The 22423-nt window shown below is 69.5% G+C and carries 18 protein-coding genes and 6 pseudogenes; 12 read left to right on the forward strand and 12 right to left on the reverse strand.

Annotation, left to right across the window (positions count from 1 at the left end; all coding sequences use genetic code 11):
• Positions 1-123 precede the first annotated feature (123 nt).
• Positions 124-870 (reverse strand): 2,3-diphosphoglycerate-dependent phosphoglycerate mutase, encoded by a 747-nt coding sequence (gene gpmA / locus HK415_RS00280; protein WP_171556348.1) that lies wholly within the window; start codon positions 868-870, stop codon positions 124-126.
• A gap of 85 nt (positions 871-955) precedes the next feature.
• Between gpmA and HK415_RS00285 the strand changes: the two genes are divergently transcribed.
• From HK415_RS00285 to HK415_RS00305, 5 genes and pseudogenes are all read left to right on the forward strand, one after another.
• Positions 956-1387, forward strand: coding sequence for a rhodanese-like domain-containing protein (locus tag HK415_RS00285; protein ID WP_171556349.1), 432 nt, complete (start codon positions 956-958; stop codon positions 1385-1387).
• Positions 1388-1391: 4 nt separating this feature from the next.
• Positions 1392-1660: pseudogene (gene grxC / locus HK415_RS00290) on the forward strand (glutaredoxin 3).
• Positions 1661-1764: 104 nt separating this feature from the next.
• Positions 1765-2228: pseudogene (gene secB, locus HK415_RS00295) on the forward strand (protein-export chaperone SecB).
• A 24-nt stretch (positions 2229-2252) separates the two neighbouring features.
• The gene (locus HK415_RS00300) at positions 2253-3260 is read left to right on the forward strand and encodes an NAD(P)H-dependent glycerol-3-phosphate dehydrogenase (protein WP_171556350.1); all 1008 of its coding nucleotides are present in this window, start codon (positions 2253-2255) and stop codon (positions 3258-3260) included.
• An 81-nt stretch (positions 3261-3341) separates the two neighbouring features.
• A complete protein-coding gene (locus tag HK415_RS00305) occupies positions 3342-4001 on the forward strand; it encodes a hypothetical protein (RefSeq protein ID WP_171556351.1) in 660 nt (219 codons plus the stop codon).
• On the opposite strand, the gene HK415_RS00310 is transcribed toward HK415_RS00305, so the two are convergent.
• A complete protein-coding gene (locus HK415_RS00310; protein WP_171556352.1) occupies positions 3998-4315 on the reverse strand; it encodes a thioredoxin family protein in 318 nt (105 codons plus the stop codon). The genes HK415_RS00305 and HK415_RS00310 overlap by 4 nt on opposite strands.
• Positions 4316-4386: 71 nt before the next feature.
• Entirely contained in the window at positions 4387-4785 is a 399-nt protein-coding gene (locus tag HK415_RS00315; protein ID WP_171556353.1) for a PaaI family thioesterase, read from the reverse strand.
• A gap of 80 nt (positions 4786-4865) precedes the next feature.
• On the opposite strand from HK415_RS00315, the pseudogene nadC reads away from it, so the two are divergent.
• Together nadC and nadA are read left to right on the forward strand one after the other, a co-directional pair.
• A pseudogene (nadC, locus tag HK415_RS00320) lies at positions 4866-5731 on the forward strand (carboxylating nicotinate-nucleotide diphosphorylase).
• Positions 5728-6846, forward strand: a complete 1119-nt coding sequence (gene nadA / locus HK415_RS00325) for a quinolinate synthase NadA (protein ID WP_171556354.1) — start codon at positions 5728-5730, stop codon at positions 6844-6846. The pseudogene nadC and the gene nadA overlap by 4 nt, the downstream one beginning before the upstream one ends.
• Positions 6847-6852: 6 nt before the next feature.
• On the opposite strand, the gene HK415_RS00330 is transcribed toward nadA, so the two are convergent.
• The 9 genes and pseudogenes from HK415_RS00330 to metG all read right to left on the reverse strand — a co-directional run bounded on the left by HK415_RS00330 (position 6853) and on the right by metG (position 17356).
• Positions 6853-8934: a hypothetical protein gene (locus HK415_RS00330; RefSeq protein WP_171556355.1), complete on the reverse strand. Its 2082-nt coding sequence runs from the start codon at positions 8932-8934 to the stop codon at positions 6853-6855.
• Positions 8935-8969: 35 nt separating this feature from the next.
• Positions 8970-9668: a hypothetical protein gene (locus tag HK415_RS00335; RefSeq protein ID WP_171556356.1), complete on the reverse strand. Its 699-nt coding sequence runs from the start codon at positions 9666-9668 to the stop codon at positions 8970-8972.
• Positions 9669-9782: 114 nt separating this feature from the next.
• A complete protein-coding gene (gene nadB, locus HK415_RS00340; RefSeq protein WP_171556357.1) occupies positions 9783-11363 on the reverse strand; it encodes an L-aspartate oxidase in 1581 nt (526 codons plus the stop codon).
• A 25-nt stretch (positions 11364-11388) separates the two neighbouring features.
• Positions 11389-12248, reverse strand: a pseudogene (locus tag HK415_RS00345) (segregation and condensation protein A).
• Positions 12249-12262: 14 nt separating this feature from the next.
• Complete coding sequence (locus HK415_RS00350; RefSeq protein ID WP_171556358.1) at positions 12263-12490, reverse strand: DUF3460 family protein; 228 nt, start codon at positions 12488-12490, stop codon at positions 12263-12265.
• A 35-nt stretch (positions 12491-12525) separates the two neighbouring features.
• Positions 12526-14185 (reverse strand): annotated as a pseudogene (locus tag HK415_RS00355) (SulP family inorganic anion transporter).
• 67 nt (positions 14186-14252) lie between these two features.
• Positions 14253-15005 carry a YoaK family protein gene (locus HK415_RS00360; protein ID WP_171556359.1) on the reverse strand — a complete coding sequence of 251 codons (753 nt, stop codon included), beginning with the start codon at positions 15003-15005 and terminating at the stop codon, positions 14253-14255.
• Positions 15006-15020: 15 nt separating this feature from the next.
• A complete protein-coding gene (locus tag HK415_RS00365; protein WP_171556360.1) occupies positions 15021-15230 on the reverse strand; it encodes a hypothetical protein in 210 nt (69 codons plus the stop codon).
• A gap of 10 nt (positions 15231-15240) precedes the next feature.
• A pseudogene (gene metG, locus HK415_RS00370) lies at positions 15241-17356 on the reverse strand (methionine--tRNA ligase).
• A gap of 49 nt (positions 17357-17405) precedes the next feature.
• Between metG and apbC the strand changes: the two are divergent.
• The 5 genes from apbC (at position 17406) to HK415_RS00395 (ending at position 22329) form a co-directional block, all read left to right on the forward strand.
• A complete protein-coding gene (gene apbC, locus HK415_RS00375; RefSeq protein ID WP_171556361.1) occupies positions 17406-18494 on the forward strand; it encodes an iron-sulfur cluster carrier protein ApbC in 1089 nt (362 codons plus the stop codon).
• Positions 18495-18503: 9 nt separating this feature from the next.
• Positions 18504-19058: a DUF3305 domain-containing protein gene (locus HK415_RS00380; RefSeq protein WP_171556362.1), complete on the forward strand. Its 555-nt coding sequence runs from the start codon at positions 18504-18506 to the stop codon at positions 19056-19058.
• A 126-nt stretch (positions 19059-19184) separates the two neighbouring features.
• Positions 19185-19559, forward strand: a complete 375-nt coding sequence (locus HK415_RS24170; RefSeq protein ID WP_309246525.1) for a DUF3306 domain-containing protein — start codon at positions 19185-19187, stop codon at positions 19557-19559.
• Positions 19560-19627: 68 nt separating this feature from the next.
• A complete protein-coding gene (locus HK415_RS00390; RefSeq protein WP_171556363.1) occupies positions 19628-21715 on the forward strand; it encodes a 4Fe-4S binding protein in 2088 nt (695 codons plus the stop codon).
• Positions 21712-22329 carry a TorD/DmsD family molecular chaperone gene (locus tag HK415_RS00395; RefSeq protein ID WP_171556364.1) on the forward strand — a complete coding sequence of 206 codons (618 nt, stop codon included), beginning with the start codon at positions 21712-21714 and terminating at the stop codon, positions 22327-22329. The genes HK415_RS00390 and HK415_RS00395 overlap by 4 nt, the downstream gene beginning before the upstream one ends.
• Positions 22330-22423: the final 94 nt, after the last annotated feature.

The raw sequence follows: 22423 nt of genomic DNA on the forward strand, positions 1-22423 counted from the left end.
TGATGACGCCCCGGATCAGGGGTTCCCGAGCGGCTCCCGGCGGTATGTGAAATAAACCAGCTTTGGCGCAGGAATCGTCCTACAACGGCGTTCGGAAGTGGGTCCCGGCTCGCAGCCCCGCCGTCAGCCCGCCTTGCCCTGCCGCGCCACCGCCGCGGCGGCTTTCGCCGCTGCCTCTGCGTCACCCAGATAGTAGTGGCGCAGGGGCTTCAGGTTTGCGTCCAGTTCGTAAACCAGCGGAATGCCGTTGGGTATGTTCAGGCCGACGATCTCCTGGTCGGACACGCCGTCCAGGTACTTGACCATCGCCCGGATCGAGTTGCCGTGGGCGGCCACCAGCACCCGCTTGCCGGCCCGGATGGCCGGCGCCATGGCCTCGTTCCAGAAGGGCATCACCCGCGCCACCGTGTCCTTCAGGCACTCGGTCAGGGGGATCTCCTCGGGCCTGAGCCTGGCGTAGCGCACGTCGCCCCGTTCCGAGCGCGGGTCGGTGGGCTCCAGGGCGGGCGGCGGCACGTCGTAGCTGCGCCGCCAGACCAGGACCTGCTCGTCGCCGAACTTCCTGGCCATGTCCGCCTTGTTCAGGCCCTGCAGGGCGCCGTAGTGGCGCTCGTTCAGGCGCCAGGAGTGCACCACCGGCAGCCAGGTGCGGTCCATTTCGTCCAGCACGTGCCACAGGGTGCGGGTGGCCCGCTTCAGCACGCTGGTGTAGCAGAGGTCGAAGTCCCAGCCCTCGGCCTTCAGCAGCCGGCCGGCCTGCACCGCCTGCTCCAGGCCCAGCGGCGTCAGGTCGACGTCGGTCCAGCCGGTGAAGCGGTTTTCCAGGTTCCAGGTCGATTCGCCGTGGCGGATCAGGACGAGCTTGTGCATGGTCAGGCGGAAAGTGAGGGGAAACCCGGCATTCTAGAATCGGGGGCTGTCCGGAACCTGCCGGGCTGACAGAAGAAAGGTTGGAATGGATCTCTTCCCGTTTTTGCAGCAGAACTGGGCGCTGGTACTGATCGCGCTCGTCTCGGGGACCTTGCTGCTGTGGCCGGGCATCGCCGCCAGCGCGCGCTCGGGCCTGACGCCGACCGACGCCGTGCAGCTGATCAACCGCGAGAAGGCGGTGGTGGTGGACGTGGGCGAGGCCGAGGAGTTCGCCGCCGGCCACATCAGCGGCGCGCGCAACATCCCCGTGGCCGACTTCGACCAGCGCCTGCCCGAGGTGGTGAAGAACAAGACCGTGCCGCTGATCCTGGTGTGCCCCAGCGGCGCCCGCGCCCAGCGCTGCCTGGCCAAGGCGAAAACCCTGGGGTACGAAAAGGCTGTCGTCCTGGGTGGCGGACTTCGCGCGTGGAAAGACGCTAACCTGCCGGTCGAAAAACCTGAACCGTTGGCACCATAGACCCATGCAGCCCGTCAAGATGTACACCACGGCCGTTTGCCCCCCTACTGCATCCGCGCCAAGCAGATCCTCAAGTCCAAAGGCGTCGACACCATAGAGGAGATCCGCGTCGACATGCAGCCGGACGAGCGCGCCAGGATGATGGAGATCACCGGCCGGCGCACCGTGCCGCAGATCTTCATCGGCGACACCCACGTCGGCGGCTGCGACGACCTGATCGCCCTGGACGGCCGCGGCGGCCTCGTGCCGCTCCTCAATGGCGTGGCCGGCTGAGGCGAACCGCTCCCGCCCGCCTGCGATAATCGCGGACTGACACGCACTGCGCCCGCCGGAGCGTTCCGCGCGGGCTTTTTCATTCGCTTCGAAAGGCAAGGGCCATGGCCGACAACAACGATCCCGTTTTCCAGATCCAGCGCGTCTACATGAAGGAGGCTTCGCTGGAGCAGCCGAATTCCCCCGCCATCCTGCTGGAGCAGGAGCAGCCGAGCGTGGACATCCAGCTGGGCGTGGAAGCGCAGCAGGCCGCCGACGGCATGTTCGGGTCTCCGTCACCGCCACCGTCACCACCAAGATCAAGGAGCGCACGGTGTTCCTGGCCGAGGTGAAGCAGGCCGGCATCTTCGAGATCCGCAACCTCCCCGCCGACCAGATGCAGGCCGTGATGGGCATCGCCTGCCCGCAGATCGTCTATCCCTACCTGCGCGGCAACGTCTCCGACATGATCACGCGCGCCGGCTTCCCGCCGGTGCACCTGGCCGAGATCAACTTCCAGGCGATGTACGAGCAGCAGCAGCAGGCGCAGCAGGCGCCCCAGGGCTCGGGCATCATCACCTCCGCGTAAGCGGCCCACGGCGCCCACCGCGCGATGGACATCCTGGTGCTCGGGGCCGGTGCCTGGGGCACCGCGCTCGCCATCAGCGCGGGTGCGCGGCACCGCGTCACCCTGTGGGCGCGCGATGCCGCGCAGGCCGCGGACATCGCCGCGCGCGGCGAGAACCTCCACTACCTTCCCGGTTGCCGCCTGCCCGCGGGCGTGGCCCTGGCTTCCCGTGAAGCGGGGGACCTCGCCGGCCTGGCGCAACGCCACGAACTGGTGGTCGTCGCCACGCCGATGGCGGGCCTGCGCGAGATGCTCACCGCGCTGCGCGATTGCGAGCGGCCGGTCGCCTGGCTGTGCAAGGGATTCGAGGCGCCCGCGACGCGTCCCTACGGCCTGCTCGGGCACGAGATCCGCGCCGAGGTCGCGCCGCGCCTGGCGGCCGGTGTGCTGAGCGGCCCGAGCTTCGCGCAGGAAGTGGCGAACGCGCGGCCGACGGCGCTGGTCGCCGCCAGCGACTCCGCTGTCGTGCGCGATGCGCTGGTCGCCGCCTTCCATGGCCCCTCGCTGCGCATCTACGCGAACGAGGACCTGCCCGGCGTGGAAGTGGGCGGCGCGGTGAAGAACGTGCTGGCCATCGCCACCGGCCTGTGCGACGGGCTGGCGCTGGGGCTGAACGCGCGCGCCGCGCTGGTCACGCGCGGTCTGGCGGAGATGACCCGGCTGCTGGGCGTGGCGCTGGGCGCCCGCGCGGAAACCTTCATGGGCCTGTCCGGCCTGGGCGACCTGGTGCTCACGGCCACCGGCGACCTGAGCCGCAACCGCCGGGTGGGCCTGCTGCTGGCCCAGGGCCACACGCTGCAGCAGGCGGTGGATTCCCTCGGCCACGTGGCCGAAGGCGTCTATAGCGCCCGCACGGTGGTGGAGCGGGCGCGGCGCCTGGGCATCGAGATGCCGATCGCCGCCGCCGTGGTCGACCTGCTCGATGGCCGGCTGGCCCCGGCCGCGGCGGTGGCCGCGCTCATGGGCCGCGACCCGGCCGCAGAATATTCCTAGCGCTTGCTAGGGACCTTCCCGCCCCCTCGCGCAGGAGGGCTGGGCGAGACTGGGAGTTCCCACCACAACGGAGCCTTCCCCATGCGCCGCATTCCCCTGGTCCTCGCGCTTTCGTCCGCCACCCTCCTTGCGGCCTGTGCCGGCATGGGAGGAATGATGGGCGGCGGCAATCCCATGGGCTTCTTCGTCACCAGCAGCAACCCCGGCAACGGCGCCGACTTCGGCGGCCTGGCGGGCGCGGACCGCCATTGCCAGGCACTGGCGACGGCAGCGGGCGCCGGCGGCAAGACCTGGCGGGCCTATCTCAGCACCACGGGGGCCGGCGGCGAGAACGCGCGCGACCGCATCGGCCGCGGGCCCTGGATGAACGCCAAGGGCGTGGTCATTGCCAGCGACGTCAACCAGCTGCACGGCACCAACCAGATCACCAAGGCCACCGCCCTGAACGAGCGCGGCGAGGTGGTGATGGGCCGCGGCGACGCGGTGAACATGCACGACATCCTGACCGGCTCGACGCCGGACGGGCGCGCCACGGCCGGGGGCACTGCGGACACCACCTGCGGCAACTGGACCCGCAGCGGGGAGGGCTCGGCCATCGTCGGCCACCACGACCGCATGGGCCTCAACGAGGAGCCGCCGGCCAAGTCCTGGAATTCCTCGCACGGCTCGCGCGGCTGCAGCCTGCCGGCGCTGCGCGGCACCGGCGGCGACGGCCGCCTCTACTGCTTCGCGGCCAACTAGGCGATCTTCATCATCGCGTCGCGCAGCTCGTCCAGATTGGATGGGCGCGTGACGCGGGCGACTTCCTGGCCGTCCTTCAGGAACACCAGGGTCGGCCAGAGCTTCACGCGGAAGCTGCGGCCGAGCGGCCGCCCGGGCCCGTCTTCCACCTTGATGTGGCGCACGTCGGGGTGCGAGGCGAAGGCGCCGGCGATCAGCGGCTGGGCCGCGCGGCACCAGCCGCACCAGCCCGTGCCGAACTCCAGCACCGTGGGGCCCGCCAGCGCGTCCACCTCGGTGCGCGCGGGCTCGGTCGTCGCGTAAGTCGTTTCCATTTGCCCATTGTCGGGCGAGCGGCCCGCGCCGGCAGTCGGAGATGCCCCCTGGCCCTGTCGGAGGCGGAGCGCTAGTCGAGTACCAGCTGGGTCTGCGTCACCACCGAGCAGAGCTTGCCCTCGGCGTTGCGGATGCTCGTCTGCCAGACCATGGTCGTGCGGCCGCGATGCAGCGCGACGCTTTCACCGGTCACGGTCGTATCCACCCGCGCGCCGCCGATGAACTTGGTGCTGGAGTCGGTGGTGGTCGTGCGCTTGCCCTGGGGCAGGTTGAGGAGGGTGCCGACCGCCCCCAGCGTGTCGGCGAAGGCCATGTGCGCGCCGCCATGCAGGATGCCTCCGGCCGTGCACAGCTCCGGCCGGACCAGCATGGTCGCGACCACGCGTTCGGGGGTGGCTTCGGTCAGCTGCACCCCCATCAGGCCGGGGAAGAGGGGGCGCAGCAGCTGCTGCAGCTGGTCCAGGTTCATGGCGGGGCCTCCGGCGGCCACTGTACCGCCGCCAAGGCCGGTCCGCCGGCAGGGGCTCGCCTTGCCGGTATGCTCACCCCATGAGCGCCGTGTTCGACTTCTCCCCTGCCGCCATTGCCGAACTCGCCCGTGCCGACGCCGCCCGGGCCCTGGAAGAGGACGTGGGTGGCGGCGACCTCACGGCGGCCCTGGTGGATCCGAAGCGCCGGGCGCTGGCCCGCGTGCTGGCCCGCGAAAGCGCCGTGATCTGCGGCGCGCCCTGGGCCGAGGCCGCCCTGCGCCAGGTGGAACCCGGCGCGAAGATCGAGTGGCTGGTGCGCGAGGGCGAGCGCTGCGCGGCCGACCAGGTGGTGCTGCAGGTCGAAGGAAGCGCGCGCGGCCTGCTGACCGCCGAACGCACCGCGCTGAACTTCCTGCAGCTGCTCAGCGCGGTCGCGACCAAGACCGCCACCTACGTCGAAGCCGTGCGCGGCACCCGCGCGCGGATCGTGGACACGCGCAAGACGCTCCCCGGCCTGCGCCTGGCGCAGAAGTACGCGGTGCGCACCGGCGGCGGCACCAACCACCGCATCGGCCTGTACGACGCGGTGCTGATCAAGGAAAACCACATCGCCGCGGCCGGCGGGTGACCCCGGTTCTGCGCGAGGCGCAGCGCGTGGCGGCGCAGGCGGGCTTCATCGAGATCGAGGTGGAGCGGCTGGACCAGCTGCAAGAGGCGCTGGCCGCGGGCGCGAAGATGGTCCTGCTGGACAACATGGACATGGCGACGCTGCGCGAGGCGGTGCGCATCAACGCGGGACGCGCGATCCTGGAGATCTCCGGCGGCGTGACGCTGGAACGCCTGCGTGCCCTTGCCGAAACCGGCGTGGACCGCATCTCCATCGGTACCCTCACCAAGGACGTGAAGGCCACGGACTTCTCGATGCGCCTGAAGGAAATCGAATGAGTGCAGTGATCCCCATCAAGCAGGTCGAGTACGAGCACCCGCTGCCCGGCAGCACCTGCGACACCAAGTTCGCCTGGGCGCGCGTGCCGGCCGAGCCCACGCCGGGCGAGCGCATCGCGCTCAAGGACAAGATCAAGCGGCTGCTCAAGGAACGCAACGCCGTGATGGTCTCGCACTACTACGTGCACCCGGACCTGCAGGACCTGGCGGAAGAGACCGGCGGCATCGTCAGCGACTCGCTGGAGATGGCGCGCTTCGGGCGCGACCACGCGGCGCAGACCCTGGTGGTCTCGGGCGTGAAGTTCATGGGCGAGACGGCCAAGATCCTGTCGCCGGAAAAGCGCGTGCTGATGCCCGACCTGGACGCGACCTGCTCGCTGGACCTCGGCTGCCCCGCCGACGAATTCGACGCCTTCTGCAGGCAGCATCCGGACCGCACGGTGGTGGTGTACGCCAACACGAGTGCCGCGGTGAAGGCGCGCTCGGACTGGCTGGTCACTTCCAGCTGCGCACTGGACATCGTGGGCGCGCTCAAGGCCAAGGGCCACAAGATCCTGTGGGCGCCCGACAAGCACCTGGGCAGCTACATCCAGCGCGAGACCGGTGCCGACATGGTGTTCTGGAACGGCTCGTGCATCGTGCACGACGAGTTCAAGGCCTTCGAGCTCTCGGACCTGAAGAAGCAGTACCCTAACGCCAAGGTGCTGGTGCATCCGGAGTCGCCGGCCGACGTGGTGGCGCTGGCCGATGCGGTGGGCTCCACCTCCGCGATCCTGAAGTCCGCGCGCGAGATGGACGCCAGGGAGTTCATCGTCGCCACCGACAACGGCATGATGCACAAGCTGCGCACGCTGAACCCGGGCAAGGTGTTCATCGAGGCGCCGACGGCCGGCAACAGCGCCACCTGCAAGAGCTGCGCGCACTGCCCGTGGATGGCCATGAACGGCCTGGCGGGCCTGGCGCACGTGCTGGAGACCGGCGAGAACGAGGTGCTGGTGGATCCGGCCCTGGGCGAGCGGGCCCGCGTGCCGATCGACCGCATGCTGGCCTTCACCGCGGCGCTCAAGGCGGGCCAGCCCGCCGGGGCGCTGGTGCCGAACATCGGCGCCGCCTGAGCGACGCTAGCGCAGCCTGCGCGTGGCGCTGAAGTGCCAGGCGTCGCTGCTGGCCACCAGCGCCAGCAGCAGCCAGGTGATCAGCGCCGAGACCACGCTGAAGCCGGAGACGTCCATCTTCGGGCCCTTCAGGGCCCAGGCGACCGGCCACCACTCGTAGATCGCCAGCAGCACCGCCGCCGTGAACAGCACGACGCCGGTGGTGAAGCGCCCCTGCAGCCACTGCCCGGTGCCCGGCACCACGAAGGAGGCGATCACCTCGTGCCAGCGGCGCGGCGTGCGCGTGCCCAGGCTCTCGATCGCCACCGTCTCGTCGGGCATCGCCGGCGAGGACATCAGCAGCTGCGCGACGCGCCGCGCGCTGGCCGAACTGGCGCAGCGGAACTGCAGCGTGGTGCCGGTGGTGAAGGTGAGGGCCAGGTTGGGCGAGCGCACCAGCAGGCGCAGCCAGGGCGCGTGGCCGCGCGCGCCCGGCGCGTGCTCCGGCGGGCCGGCGAACACGACGGAACGGCGCGGCCACTCGCTGAGCAGGCGGCGCTCGCGCGCCGACGCCGCGAACAGCAGCACGCGCCGGTTGGTCACCAGCAGCCAGCGGTCCCGCCAGCCGGGCAGGTACACCGATTCGCGCGCCACCTCGCCTTCCAGCTTCACCCGGTCGAAGTCGTCGTGCGAACGCAGCCACTCCACGGCGCGGTGGTTCAGCGCGGGCTCATAGGCCGGCTGCGCCGCCAGCCGCTCGTGCCGCCACTGTTCCCAGAAGGCCACCGGCACCATGGGCACCAGCACGGTCAGCAGCATGAGGCGCAGCGATCCGAAGACATCCGCCGGCGCCGGGCCGATCAGCCACAGGTGCAGCAGCGGGAAGGCGATGAACAGGGCTGCGGCGGCGACCGCCACCCGCACCGCGAGCGGCAGCCCGTAGATGCGCATGCGCTGGCGTGCCAGGTCGCGCAGCGGCGCCGCCTGGGCCGCGGCCTGGCCGCCTTCGCGGGCGGCGATCAGCTCGCGGGCGGCCAGCTTCTTGTGGCGCACATAGGCTGCGATGCCGGCCAGCAACAGCAGGGCCGACAACAGGAAGGCGTAGCGCGATCCCAGGGTGCGCCAGAACTGGCGGTCCTCGCGCATCTGCCGCATCAGCGAACGCACCTGCGGGTCGCCGAAGGGCTCCTCCGTCAGCCGGTCGGGCGCGAAGCGCAGCACGCGGAAGCCGTCGCCGTCCACCGCCAGCAGCTTGCCGTCGAACCAGGCGATGTCGCGCAGCTGCAGGATGGGGTGCTCGTTGTAGACCACCTGCGAGCCGTCGGCGAACACGTCCACCAGGTGGCCAGGCTCCATCAGGTGGCCCACGCGCGACAGGGTGGCGACGGGCGACTGGCCGGTGGCGGGCAGCGGCAGTCCCTGCGACGCGATCGCCTCGCCCAGGTAGGGATAGCCCGCGGGGGCCGGCCGCAGGCCGATCGTCTTCTTCACCGCCAGCGTCGACGCATCCAGCAGGTGCAGGGCGAAGCGGTTGGTGTCCGTGGTCCACCATCCTTCGGACGACCACCACAGCCCGTTGGTGAAGCGGTAGGTGCCGGGCGCCGTGCGCGCCTTGAAGCGGCCTTCGCGGTCGAACAGGAGCACGGCGTGCCCGCCACCGGTGCCGACGGCGATGGAGCCGTCGGGCGCAACCGCGAGGTGGATGGCGCGCAGGTAGTTGTCGACGAAGTCCGAAGGCCACTGCGGCGTGATGGTGCGCACGCGGGCCAGCGTGGCCCGCTCCACCACCTGCCAGGCGAGGTCGCCGCGGCTGGTGAGCAGGGCCTGGCCCTGCGGCGCCAGCACGATGTTGCTGATGGCCTCCGAGAAGCCCAGTTCACGCGCCGTGCGCTGCCCCTTGCGGCGGCCCTCGCGGTCCAGGATCCACAGATCCTCGTTGACCCCCAGCCAGACGGTGTTCTCGTCGATGGCCTGCAGCGCCCCCGGCCCCTGGATGGCCACGGACTTCTGGTTCGCGGCGTAGGTCGCGGCGATGCCCACGAGCGCGAGCGCGAGCAGCCAGGTGGCCAGCTGCTTCATGCCTTGCGCCGATTCCGGACGATTCCCCATCGCGATCCCGCCTTCCTTGTTCTTTTCTTCGTTGTTCAGAGGGACAGCCGGTCCAGCAGCTGCTTGACCTCTGCGGGGAGCGTGAGCACCTCCGGATTGGTGATGATGCCGATGCCCAGCGCATCGAGGCCCTCCAGCATCCGGCAGTCGAAGCTTACATCGGGCTGCTTCAGGCACTCCACGACGCCGCGCGCGGCGGCCGTGACCGGGTAGCGGCCCGGGTGGAAGCTGTAGACCATGTCCTCTGCATTGCGCGGGTAGACCGTGCGTTCCAGCAGGTCGGACGGGTACTTGCGGTCGGTCATGGTCTTGATCGCGTAGGCCATGCGCGGGCCCAGTTCCGGCAGCGGCTGCCGCGTGTCCACCGTGTGGGCGCCGTGCAGGCCCACCATCGTGTGCGCGATCGGGCGGCCGTCGGTGAACGAGCGCTGCGTTCCGCTCAGGAAGATCAGGCCGCAGGCCGACTCGCACTTGCCGGAGACGGCGGTGGGCAGGCCCTCGCTGCGGATGCGGAAGCCGAGGTGGTAGCCGTTCCACAGGTCGCCGCCGGGGCTTTCGTGCAGCAGCACCAGCCTGACCTTGTGGCTGGAGAGGTGGTCGCGCAGGCGCACCAGGTCGGTGCTGACGACGGGGCCGGACATCACCAGCGTGTCGCCGACCATGTGGAATTCCATCGCCCGCGCGCCGGGCGACAGGGCGGCGGCCAGGAGCAGCGTTGACAGGATGCGGCGCATGCGAGTCCCCTCGTGGAACGCAGCGAGGCGCCCACTGCAGGGGGTTATAGCAACTGCCCGATGAGCCAGCCAGTGCGGCTGCTGGAAAAAGTCACGCGCCCGCGCGCGCGGGCGCTAGACGGGCTTCAGCACCGTCGGAACGGCGACCTCTGCCATCCGGGGGTAGTCACGGCTGAAATGCAGGCCGCGGCTCTCGTGCCGCGACTGCGCGGACTTCACGATCAGGTCGGCCACCGTCACCAGGTTGCGCAGTTCCAGCAGGTCGCGCGTGACATGGAAGGCGCTGTAGAACTCCTGGATCTCTTCCTGCAGCAGCTGGATGCGGTGTGCGGCGCGGTCCAGGCGCTTGTTGGTCCGGACGATGCCCACGTAGTCCCACATGAAGCGGCGCAGCTCGTCCCAGTTGTGCGAGATCACCACCGCCTCGTCGGCGTCGGTCACGCGGCTGTCGTCCCACTGCGGGATCTCCGGCACCGCCGGCATGGGCGTGGCCAGGATGTCGCTGGCGGCGGAGCGCGCGAACACCATGCATTCCACCAGCGAGTTGCTGGCCAGCCGGTTGGCGCCGTGCAGTCCCGTGTACGCCGTCTCGCCGATGGCGTGCAAACCGTCCACGTCGGTGCGGCCGGAAAGATCCGTGTGGATGCCGCCGCAGGTGTAGTGCGCCGCGGGCACCACCGGGATCGGCTGGCGCGTGATGTCGATGCCCAGTTCCAGGCAGCGCGCGTGGATGTTCGGGAAGTGCTCCTTCACGAACTCCGGCGGCTGGTGCGAGATGTCCAGCAGCACGCAGTCCAGGCCGTGCTTCTTCATCTCGAAGTCGATCGCGCGCGCCACCACGTCGCGCGGCGCCAGTTCGAGGCGCTGGTCGTGGTTCGGCATGAAGCGCGTGCCGTCGGGCAGCACCAGCTTGCCGCCTTCGCCGCGCACCGCCTCGGAGATCAGGAAGTTCTTGACGTGCGGGTGGTACAGGCAGGTCGGGTGGAACTGGATGAACTCCATGTTCGTCACCCGGCAGCCCGCGCGCCAGGCCGCCGCGATGCCGTCGCCGGTGGACGTGTCGGGGTTGGTGGTGTACAGGTACACCTTGCCCGCGCCGCCGGTGGCCAGGATGGTGTGCGGCGCACGGAAGGTCACCACCTCGTCGGTGGTCTCGTCCAGCGCATAGAGGCCCAGGCAGCGGTTCGGCTGCATGCCCAGCTTGCCGGCCACGATCAGGTCCACCAGCATGTGGTGTTCCAGCATGGTGATGTTGGGCGTCTGCTTGACGCGCCGGATCAGCGTCTGCTGCACGGCGGCGCCGGTGGCGTCGGTCACGTGCACGATGCGGCGCGCGCTGTGGCCGCCCTCGCGCGTCAGGTGCAGGTGGCCGTCCTCCTCGGAGAAGGGCACGCCCAGGCTGCGCAGCCACTCCACGCTTTCCGGCGCGTGCTCGACCACGAAGCGGGTGGCGGCGGGGTCCGAGAGGCCGGCGCCGGCCACCAGCGTGTCGTCCACGTGGGCGTCGAAGCTGTCGCTGCGGTCCATCACGGCGGCGATGCCGCCCTGCGCCCAGCCGCTGGAGCCGTCGCTCATGGAGCGCTTGGTCAGGATGGCGACCCGGTGCGTGGGCGCCAGGTGCAGCGCCGCGGACAGGCCGGCCAGGCCGCTGCCCACGATCAGGACGTCGAAGTCGCGGGGAAGGGCCTGGCTCAAGGCAGTGCCTCCGTTGTCGTTGTTGTCAGGCGGGCTGGTAGGCCAGTCGCACGTAGATCGGGGCGTAGGCTTCCGCCTGCGTCACCTCGATCAGGGTTTCCTTGGCGAGCTCCAGGGTGGCGATGAAGGTGACGATCAGCACCGGCACGCCCTTGCCCGGGTCGAACAGGTGCTCGAATTCCACGAACTTGCGGCCCTGCAGCTTCTTCAGGACCATGCTCATGTGCTCGCGCACCGAGAGTTCCTCGCGGGTGATCTTGTGGTGCTGGATCAGCTTGGCGCGGCGCAGGATGTCGCGCCAGGCTTCCTGCAGGTCGACCGCGTCCACGTCGGGGAAGCGGGGCTGCAGCGACTGCTCGATGTAGACCTGCGCGCGCAGCACGTCGCGGCCCACCTGCGGCATCTCGTTGAGGCGGAAGGCCGCGGCCTTCATCTGCTCGTATTCGAGCAGGCGGCGCACGAGTTCGGCGCGCGGGTCCTCGGCTTCCTGGCCTTCCGCCGTCTTCTTGGGCGGCAGCAGCATGCGCGACTTGATCTCGATCAGCATCGCCGCCATCAGCAGGTATTCCGCCGCCAGCTCAGGTTGCGCTCGCGGATCTCGTCGACGTAGGTCAGGTACTGGCGGGTCACCGCCGCCATCGGGATGTCGAGGATGTTGAAGTTCTGCTTGCGGATCAGGTACAGCAGCAGGTCCAGCGGGCCCTCGAAGGCCTCCAGGAAGATCTCCAGCGCGTCCGGCGGGATGTACAGGTCCTGCGGCATGGCGAACAGCGGTTCGCCGTACAGGCGCGCCAGGGCGACCTGGTCCACCACCTGGGGCAGCCCGGTCTCCTCCGGAGCCGGCGGCTCCGGCAGCTCCGGCAGGACGGTTTCGCTGCTGTCCATGACGCGAGGCCGCTTCAGCGGCGCTGGCGCGGGTCGTCGCCGTACACGTAGGCCTTCTGCGGAACGCGGGCGTCCTTCCAGTCGGCGATCGCCTGGCGGTCCAGGTTCTTGTCCCACCAGATCGCGCGGCCGGCGCGCTGCTGCGCCTCCAGGTCCGGCTTGTCGGTCTTGAGCTGGTCGATGAACTGGGTCACCTCCGAACGGTAGTCGGGGCGCCGGAAGATGCGTTGCAGGAAGGACATGGCGCCCATTTTACCGGGGGCCTTGCCGGGCCCTTTCAGGCCGCCACTTCCTCGGACGCCAGGTGCCGCGCCAGCTCCTCGCCGAAGCCGGCCCGCTCGATCACTTCCCGGGGCTGTTCCTGCAGGTTTTCGATCCTCAGCGTGCCCCGGCGCAGCAGGATCACCTTGTGCAGCTGGCGCAGGAGTCCAGGCCGGAGGTGTCCAGGTGCACCAGGTGCAGGGCGTCCAGCACCACCTCGCCGCCTTCCGGCGCGTTCTCCACCGCCTGCACCATCGGGTCGACCTTGGCGGTGGCACCGAAGAAGAGAGATCCGTAGAGGCGGTAGCGCAGCACGGGTCCCTCGCGGCCCACCAGTTCGACGCTGAACAGGGAGCTCATTTTCTGGATGAACAGCACGCAGGCCGCCACCAGCCCCACCTGCACCGCCACCGTCAGGTCGAAGACGACGGTGAGCGCGAAGGTGCCCAGCATCAGCACGCGGTAGTGGGTGCTGTATTTCTTCAGGTGGGCGAACTCGCGCCACTCGCCCATGTTCCAGGCGGTGAAGAACAGGATTCCGGCCAGCACCGACAGGGGCACCAGCAGCGCGAGCGGGGCGGCCACGAGCACCACGGCCGCGATCAGGGCGGAATGGATCACCCCGCGATTGGAGACGTGGCGCCGGCGCGGATGTTGGTGACCGTGCGGGCAATGGTGCCGGTGGCGGGCATGCCACCGAAGAAGGGAACGACGAAGTTCGCGATCCCTTGCGCCATCAGCTCCTGGTTGGGGTCGTGCCGGGGCAGGCCGGACAGCTGGTCGGCCACGCGCGCGCACAGCAGGGACTCGATGGCGCCGAGAAGTGCGATGGTGATGGTCGGCGTCACCAGCAGCTTGACGGTTTCCCAGCTGAAGTCGGGCAGGGCGAAGGCGGGCAGGCCGGCCGGGATGCTGCCGAAGCGGCTGCCGATGGTCTCCACCGGCAGGGCGAAGTACCAGGCCGCGAGGGTGAGGGTGACCAGCGCGACGACCGGCCCCGGCACACGGGCGCCCACCTCGCTGGCTTCCTTCAGGCCCGGGATCTCGCCGGTCAGGCGCTGCGGCAGCCGCGCGCTCCACAGCCGCGGCCAGAGGAAAAGGCCGAGGAAGCAGGCCAGCCCGAGGGCGAAGGCGTACGCATTGAAGCTGTGCAGGTTGGCGCCTATGGTGCGCAGCTGGGCGAAGAAGTCGGCGGGCATCTTCGCGACGTCGAGCCCCAGCCAGTCCTTCACCTGCGAGGCGGCGATCAGCACCGCGATGCCGTTGGTGAAGCCGATGACGATGCTGACCGGCACGTAGCGCACCAGCCGCCCGAGGCGCAGCAGTCCCATCACGAACAGCAGCACGCCGGCGCAGGCGGTGGCGATCAGCAGGTTGGCCACCCCGTAGCGTTCGATGATGCCGTAGACGATGACGATGAAGGCGCCGGCGGGCCCGCCGATCTGCACGGCGGAACCTCCCAGCACGGCGATCAGCACGCCGGCGATGATGGCGGTCCACAGGCCTGCTTCGGGCTTCAGGCCGGAAGCGATCGCGAAGGCCATCGCGAGGGGGAGCGCGACGACGCCGACGGTGAGGCCGGCGCCGAGGTCGCGCAGGAAGCGGTCGCGCCCGTAGCCCTGCATGGCGCTGAACAGGCGGGGCCGGAACGGGGCGAGGGGGACCGGCGGAGGCATCGCCGCCGATTGTGCACCCGCGTCCCCGCGCCACCCTGACGCTGTGGGCCGCGGGCAACGTGCCGGCTTAGGGGCCGGTGGGCAGCAGGTGCTGGCGCACGTCGCGCAGGAAGGGCCGCAGCGCCAGCAGCCACAGGCCGATGGCCAGCGGCAAGGTGCTGACGAAACCGAGGTACTTGAAGCCCAGGGCGCCGGCGAAGCCGCCGACGAAGAAGCACATGACCAGCAGCGTGTGGATCCGCAGCTTCTGCCGGTTGGCCAGCACCGGGTCGCGGCCCTGCTCGCGCGGGTTGATGTAGACCAGCTTGCCCAGCTCGATGCCGATGTCCGTGACCAGTCCGGTGACGTGCGTGGTGCGGATCTCGGCACGCGAGATCTTGGTGATCACCGCGTTCTGCAGGCCCATGATGAAACAGAGCAGCACCACGGTGAGCGGCAGGAACAGGGGTTCGAACAGGCCGATGGAGGCGCCGGCGACGCCGAACACCAGCAGCGCCACCGACTCCAGGAACAGCGGCAGGCCGTAGGCGCTGTGCAGGCGCCGGCGCAGGCCCCAGTTGACCAGGATGGCGGTGCTCATGGCGCCGCCGACGAAGGCCAGGATGGCGCCGGCCGCCGCGACCGCCAGCGTCACGCGTCCCAGCACCAGGTTGTCGGCGATGGACGAGAGCATCCCCGACATGTGCGAGGTGTACTGGCCCACGGCGAGGAATCCGCCGGCGTTGGTGGCGCCGGCGACGAAGGCGAGGAAGGCGCCCAGGCGGACGTTGGCCTGCGTGGTGCGGTCGACGTCGGTCCAGCCCCGGATGAACGCGAACATCGCCGGGGCAGGTCCTTACTTGTCGTCGCTGGAGGGCAGCACCGCGCCGGCCGCCGCTCCGACGGCTGCGCCGGTCAGCTTGACCGTGCCGACGGCCGCATCGACCGCCAGCGAGCCGGCGGTGACCGCCAGTCCGGCGGCCGTGCCGGCAACGGTGATGACGGTGCAGCCGGAGAGGGCGGCCGCGGCCAGGGCCACGAGGGCGGTGCGGAAGAGGTACGGCATGGGCCCCAGCTTAGCGCACGCGCTGGCCCGGTTCCGCGCCCGGCCAGGGCTCCAGGATGTAAATCCCGGATTTCTTGTCGTCGGCGTGGCTGGCGGCCAGCACCATGCCCTCGCTGACGCCGAACTTCATCTTGCGCGGCGCCAGGTTGGCGACCATCACCGTCAGCTTGCCTACCAGGTCTTGCGGCTTGTAGGCGGAAGCGATCCCGGAAAACACGTTGCGGTGCCGGCCCTCGCCCACGTCCAGCGTGAGCTGCAGCAGCTTGGTCGATCCCTCCACCGCCTTGCATTCCACGATCTTCGCGATGCGCAGGTCGATCTTCGTGAAGTCCTCGATGCCGATGGCCGGCGCGATGTCCTCGCCCCCTGGCTTCTCTTCGCGCCCTCCCCTGCGGGGGAGGGCTGGGGTGGGGGCGCCCCGGCCCCGGCCTCCGCCGGCGGCTCGAACAGCGCATCCAGCAGCTTCACGTCCACCCGCTGCATCAGGTGCTTGTACTCGCCCACCTGGTGGCCGACGCCCAGCGGCCGCACGGCATCGGACCAGTCGAGCGGCTCGCACTGCAGGAAGGCCTCGGCCTGTGCCGCCAGCTCCGGCAGCACGGGCTTCAGGCAGGCGGTCAGCACGCGGAACATCTGCAGGCACCAGCTGCCCACGGCGGCGGCCTGCTCCCCCTTGCCCTCCTTGGCCAGCTTCAGGGGCGCGGCGGCATCGAAGGCGGCGTTCACCTGGTCGGCCGCCGCCATGATCTCGCGCAGCGCCTTGGCGTAGTCGCGCGCCTCGTACAGGCTGCGCACCGAATGCAGCAGTCCCTGGACGTCCAGCGGCGCCAGCGGCTGCGCGGCGACCAGCCTGCCGCCCGGCACGAACTTCACCGCGCGGCTTGCGATGTTGACGTACTTGCCGACCAGGTCGCTGTTCACCCGGGCCATGAAGTCCTCGGGGTTGAAGTCGATGTCCTCGTTGCGGCCATTGAGCTTGGCGGCCAGGTAGTAGCGCAGCCACTCGGGGTTCATGCCGAGCGACAGGTACTTCAGGGGATCGAGGCCGGTGCCGCGGCTCTTGGACATCTTCTCGCCGTTGTTGACGGTGAGGAAGCCGTGCACGTGGATCGCGTTGGGCGTCTTGCGGCCGCTGAAGTACAGCATCGCCGGCCAGAACAGCGTGTGGAAGGTGATGATGTCCTTGCCGATGAAGTGGTACTGCTCGGTCGCCGGGTCGGCGACGAATTCCTCGTAGGAGCGCGGCTCGCCCGCGGCCCTGGCGCCCCCTTGTCGAAGTAGTTCTTCAGGGACGCGAGGTAGCCCACCGGCGCGTCGAGCCAGACGTAGAAGTACTTGCCGGGCGCGTCGGGGATCTCGATGCCGAAGTAGGGCGCGTCGCGGCTGATGTCCCAGTCGCCCAGCGCCGTCTTGCCGTCCTCGCCAGGCACCAGCCATTCGCTGATCTTGTTCAGAACTTCAGGCTGCACGGTGCCGCTGGCCGTCCACTGCTTGAGGAAGTCCATGCAGCGCGGGTCGGACAGCCTGAAGAAGAAGTGCTCGGAGGTCCTGAGCACCGGCTTGGCGCCGGACAGGGCGGAGTACGGGTTGATCAGGTCGGTGGGCGCGTAGACCTTGCTGCACACCTCGCAGTTGTCGCCGTACTGGTCCTTCGCATGGCAGTTGGGGCACTCGCCCTTGATGAACCGGTCCGGCAGGAACATCTGCTTTTCCGGGTCGAAGAACTGCTCGATGGTGCGGCCGGCGATCAGGCCGTTGGCCTTGAGGTCGCGGTAGATCTGCTGCGCGAGCGCCGTGTTCTCCGGGCTGTGGGTCGAATGCCAGTTGTCGAAGCGGATGTGGAAGCCGTCCAGGTACTGCTTGCGGCCGGCGGCGATCTCGCCCACGAAGGCCTCGGCGGTCTTGCCCGCCTTTTCCGCCGCGATCATGATCGGCGCGCCGTGCGCGTCGTCGGCGCCCACGAAGTGCACCATGTGGCCGCCCATGCGCTGGTGCCGCACCCAGATGTCGGCCTGGATGTACTCCATGATGTGGCCGATGTGGAACTTGCCGTTGGCGTAGGGCAGGGCGGTGGTGACGAAGAGCTTGCGCTGGGGGCCATGGGGTCTTTCCGGGGAACCGGGTATTTTATTCGGGGCCGCTACACTGCGTGGAACTAGAGAGAGACAAAGTTTTATGGCCACCCAGGAACAGCTGCTCGCGGCCCTCGCGAGTGTCAAGGACCCGAACACGGGCAAGGATTTCGTCGGCAGCAAGTCGGTGAAGAATCTCCAGGTCGAAGGCGGCGACGTCTCCTTCGAAGTGGAACTCGGCTACCCGGCCAAGAGCCAGGTGCCGGCGCTGCGCAAGGCGCTGGTCGCCGCGGCCAAGTCGGTTGCCGGCGTGGAGAACGTTTCCGTCAACGTCACCACCCGCGTGGTCGCCCACTCGGTGCAGCGCGGCGTGCAGCTGATGCCCAACGTGAAGAACATCATCGCCGTCGCCTCCGGCAAGGGCGGCGTCGGCAAGAGCACCACCGCCGCCAACCTGGCGCTGGCGCTGGCCGCCGAGGGCGCCAAGGTGGGCGTGCTGGATGCCGACATCTACGGCCCCAGCCAGCCCATGATGCTGGGCATCGACCGCCGGCCCGAGAGCGATGACGGCCAGACCATGGAGCCGCTGGAGAACCACGGCATTCAGGTGATGTCGATCGGCTTCCTGGTGAACCAGGACGAGGCCATGATCTGGCGCGGCCCCATGGCCACCCAGGCGCTGGAGCAGCTGCTGCGCCAGACCAACTGGAGCGACCTGGACTACCTGATCGTCGACATGCCCCCGGGCACCGGCGACATCCAGCTGACCCTGTCGCAGCGCGTGCCCATGACCGGCGCCGTGATCGTGACGACGCCGCAGGACATCGCCCTGATCGACGCGCGCAAGGCCGTGACCATGTTCGAGAAGGTGGGCGTGCCCATCCTGGGCGTGGTGGAAAACATGGCGGTGCACGTGTGCAGCAACTGCGGCCATGCCGAACACATCTTCGGCGAGGGCGGCGGCAAGCGCTACGCGCAGGAGAAGGGCATCGAGTACCTGGGCGCGCTGCCGCTGGCGATGCACATCCGCGAGCAGGCCGACAGCGGCAAGCCCACGGTGGTGGCGGACCCCGACAGCGAGGCCGCCAACATCTACCGCAGCGTCGCACGCCAGGTGGCGATCAAGATCGCCTCCAAGGCCAAGGACTTCTCCTCGAAGTTCCCGACCATCACGGTTTCCAAGAACACCTGAGGACCCCCGATGACCGAGCGTCCCGCCATCGATGTCGCGGTGGTCATGCGCAAGGTGCCCACCTCCAGCAAGTGGCAGCCCTGGCGCTGGGAGCTGGCCGACGTGGTGGCGAACGAGGAGTCCTTCGGCAGCGAGCCGGCCTGCCTGTACCAGGGCGAGGACGGCGAACGCTGGCTGCACCCGGGCTTGCGCGTGGAGTTGTTCCGCGACGAAGCCGAGGGCTACTACCTGAACGTCACGACGCCGGCGCCGTGCTGGTTCGTGATGTGGCGGATGGAGGAGGTGCCGGGCGCTCCCGAACCGATCCCGCGGCCGCTGACGGTGACGCTGAGCTACCACGAGGCCGCGCGCTGGCTCGACGCTCAGGAAACAGTGGAACAGGTGCCCGCGCCCGCCGAAGTGGTCGAGTGGATGCACGCCTTCTACGAGGAGCACTACGTGCCCGAGCCGAAGAAGCGCAAGCGGCCGGAAAGCTTCAAGCGCCTGGAAGACCGCTTCGGCAACCCGGTCTCGGTGAGCACCGAGAAGAAGTACGGCGGCGGCGGGGGCGGCGGTCATGGCTGACGGATTCCTGGGACGCTGGGCGAAGCGCAAGGAGGCGGTGCGGCAGGGCAAGGAAGTCCCCCGAGCCGCAGGTCGCGGAGAAACCGCTACCCTCACCCCAATCCTCTCCCGCCAGCGGGAGAGGGAGTGAGCTGGCCGGACTTTCTCCCTCTCCCCCGGGGAGAGGGCGGGGGTGAGGGGCGCTCGGAACCGCCGCCGCTACCAACCCTGGCGGACACCGAATCCCTCACCAAGGACTCCGACTTCACCCGCTTCGTCCAGCCCGGCGTCTCGCCCGAGGTGAAGAACGCGGCGATGAAGAAGCTCTTCGCCGATCCGCACTTCAACGTGATGGACGGACTCGACACCTACATCGACGACTACGGCAAGCCGGACCCGATCCCCCGAGATGCTCGCGGGCCTCATGAGCAACAAGTTCCTGGGTTTCCTCGAGGAAAAGAAGGACGAGGAAGCCGCGGACGAGCCCGGCAAAGGCCCCACGGGCAGGGAAGTCGCGGATGACCCCGCCCCCGAAACCGTGGCACAGTCCAGCACCCGGACCGGACAAGCATTACCGCCGGCCGAAAGCCATGCCGACCCTGATCTGCGACTGCAACAAGACGATGCCCCTGGACCCCGAGGCCCTGGGGCGGGCCCTGGATGAAAAGCTGACGCTGCATTCGACGCTGTGCCGCCGCGAGGCCGGCGCGTTCCAGCAGGCCGTCAAGACCGGCGCCGACGTGGTGGTGGCCTGCACCCAGGAAAAGCGCCTGTTCGGCGAACTGGGCCAGCAGACCGAGGGGGCCCTCTCCCCCATCCGCTTCGTCAACATCCGCGAAACCGGCGGCTGGAGCAAGGACGCGAAGAGCGCCATGCCCAAGCTGGCCGCGCTGCTGGCCGCGGCCAGGCTGCCCGAGCCGGAGCCGGTGGCCACCGTCACCTACAAGAGCGCCGGGCGCCTGCTGCTGATCGGCCCGCTGGAAGAAGCGGAGCGCTTCGCGGCGGTGGTCGGCGACGCGCTGGACGTCACCATCTTCTCGCGCGGCGGCAGCGGCGCGCAGGAGCGCAAGTACCCCGTCATGGGCGGGCGCATCGAAAGCCTCACCGGCTGGCTCGGCGCCTTCCAGCTCGCCTGGTCGCAGGACAACCCGATCGACCTGGACCTGTGCACGCGCTGCAACGCCTGCGTCGCGGCCTGCCCGGAGCAGGCCATCGGCCTGGACTACCAGGTGGACCTGCAGGCCTGCAAGAGCCACCGCGCCTGCGTGAAGGTGTGCGACGTGGCCGGCGCGATCGATTTCACGCGCGAGCCGGTGGCGCACAGCGACAGCTTCGACCTCGTGCTGGACCTGCGGCGCCAGCCGGCCTTCCTGCAGCACGCGCCGCCGCAAGGCTACTTCCACCTGCCGCCCGGGCAGGAGAACGGCCCGAAGGCGCTGGACGTCGTCATCAAGCTGCGCGAGCTGGTGGGCGAGTTCGAGAAGCCGAAGTTCTTCGCATACAAGCAGAAGCTGTGCGCGCACAGCCGCAACGAACAGGTCGGCTGCAGCGCCTGCATCGACATCTGTTCGGCCGAGGCGATCAGCAGCGACAAGAGCCGCCAGCAGGTCAAGGTGAACGCCAGCCTGTGCGTCGGTTGCGGTGCCTGCACGACCGTCTGCCCCACCGGCGCGATGACGTATTCGTACCCGCGCGCCAACGAGCAGGGGGCGAAGATCCGCACGCTGCTGTCCACCTATGAAAAGGCCGGCGGTGCCGCGCCCATCCTGCTGCTGCACAGCCAGGAGCGCGGCCAGGTGCTGGTGGAGGAACTCGGCCGCGCCGCCCGCGTGGGCGCCGCCGAGGGCGTGCCCGCCAACGTGATCCCGATCGCGGTGTGGCACATCGCCAGCATCGGCATCGAGGTGTGGCTGACGGCGGTGGCGCAAGGCGCCTCGCACGTCGCGCTGCTGGCCACCGGCGAGGAGGCGCCGCAGTACCTGGACGCGCTGCGCCTGCAGATGGAGGTGGCGCAGTCCATCCTCGAAGGCCTGGGCTACGAGGGCAGCCACTTCAGCCTGCTGCAAAGCCGCAGCGGCGCCGACCTCGACCAGGACCTGCGCCTGCTGGCCAGGCGCCGCGGCGCCACGCCCAAGGTGCGCGCCCGCCATGCCGTGTCCGCCGAGAAGCGCACCACGGCCGAACTCACGCTCGACCACCTGTTCGAACAGGCGCCGAAACAGCCGGAAAGCATCGCGCTGCCGGCGGGCGCGCCCTTCGGCAGCGTCACGGTCGACAAGGACAAGTGCACCCTTTGCATGAGCTGCGTCGGCGCCTGCCCGGCCAGCGCGCTGCAGGACAACCAGCTGGCGCCCCAGTTGCGGCTGGTGGAAAAGAACTGCGTGCAGTGCGGCCTGTGCGAAAAGACCTGCCCCGAGAAGGCGATCACGCTGGAGCCGCGCCTGCTGCTCACGCCGGAGCGCAAGCAGCCGCGCGTGCTGAACGAGGCCAAGCCCTATGCCTGCATCCGCTGCGGCAAGCCCTTCGGCACGCTCAAGGCCATCGAGTCCATGCTCGGCAAGCTGGCCGGCCACTCCATGTTCCAGGGCGCCGCGCTGGACCGCCTGAAGATGTGCGGCGACTGCCGCGTGATCGACATCTATTCCTCCGAGAACGAGACCCGCATCCACGACGTATGACGGAGCCCCTGCCCACCAGCAATGCCCTCGACGAGGAAACGGCCCGTGCCGAGATCTACGGCCTGCTCGCGCAGCTGTACTACGCGCCGCCCGGCGCGGAGCTGCTGTCGGCGCTGCGGGTGGCGGTGACGGAGGCCCCGGCCCAGGGCGCCTTCCTCGAGGAGCCCTGGCGCGAACTGGTCGGCACGGCGCGGGCGATGGACGACTCCGCCATCGCCGAGGAATACGACGCCCTGTTCGGCGGCGTCGGCAAGCCCGAGGTCTACCTGTTCGGATCGCACTACCTCACCGGCTACCTCAATGAGAAGCCGGTGGCCCGCCTGCGCGAGACGCTCGCCGGCCTGGGGCTGGCGCGCGACGAGGCCATGCCGGAGACCGAGGACCACGTCGCCTACCTGTGCGAGGTGATGCGCTACCTGATCGCCGGCGACGACGTGGCGGTGGCCAACCTCACGCGCCAGCGCGAATTCTTCTCCGACCACCTGCTGCCCTGGGTCAACGACCTGTGCGACACGATCGAAGCGCATCCCAAGGCGCGCTTCTACAAGGCGCTGGCCGGTTTCACGCGCGCCTTCGTCTCGGTCGAAGCGCAGGGCTTCGACATGCTGGCCTGAGGGTCGTCACCCCCGACGCGTACGTCACGAGGCGCGCGCGTGTTCCCGCGCCACTGTCGCAATCTGAGAACTTTCCTGTCGTGCTGCTGTGGGG

It is taken from the genome of Ramlibacter montanisoli, from assembly GCF_013087525.1.
Classification (GTDB): domain Bacteria; phylum Pseudomonadota; class Gammaproteobacteria; order Burkholderiales; family Burkholderiaceae_C; genus Ramlibacter; species Ramlibacter montanisoli.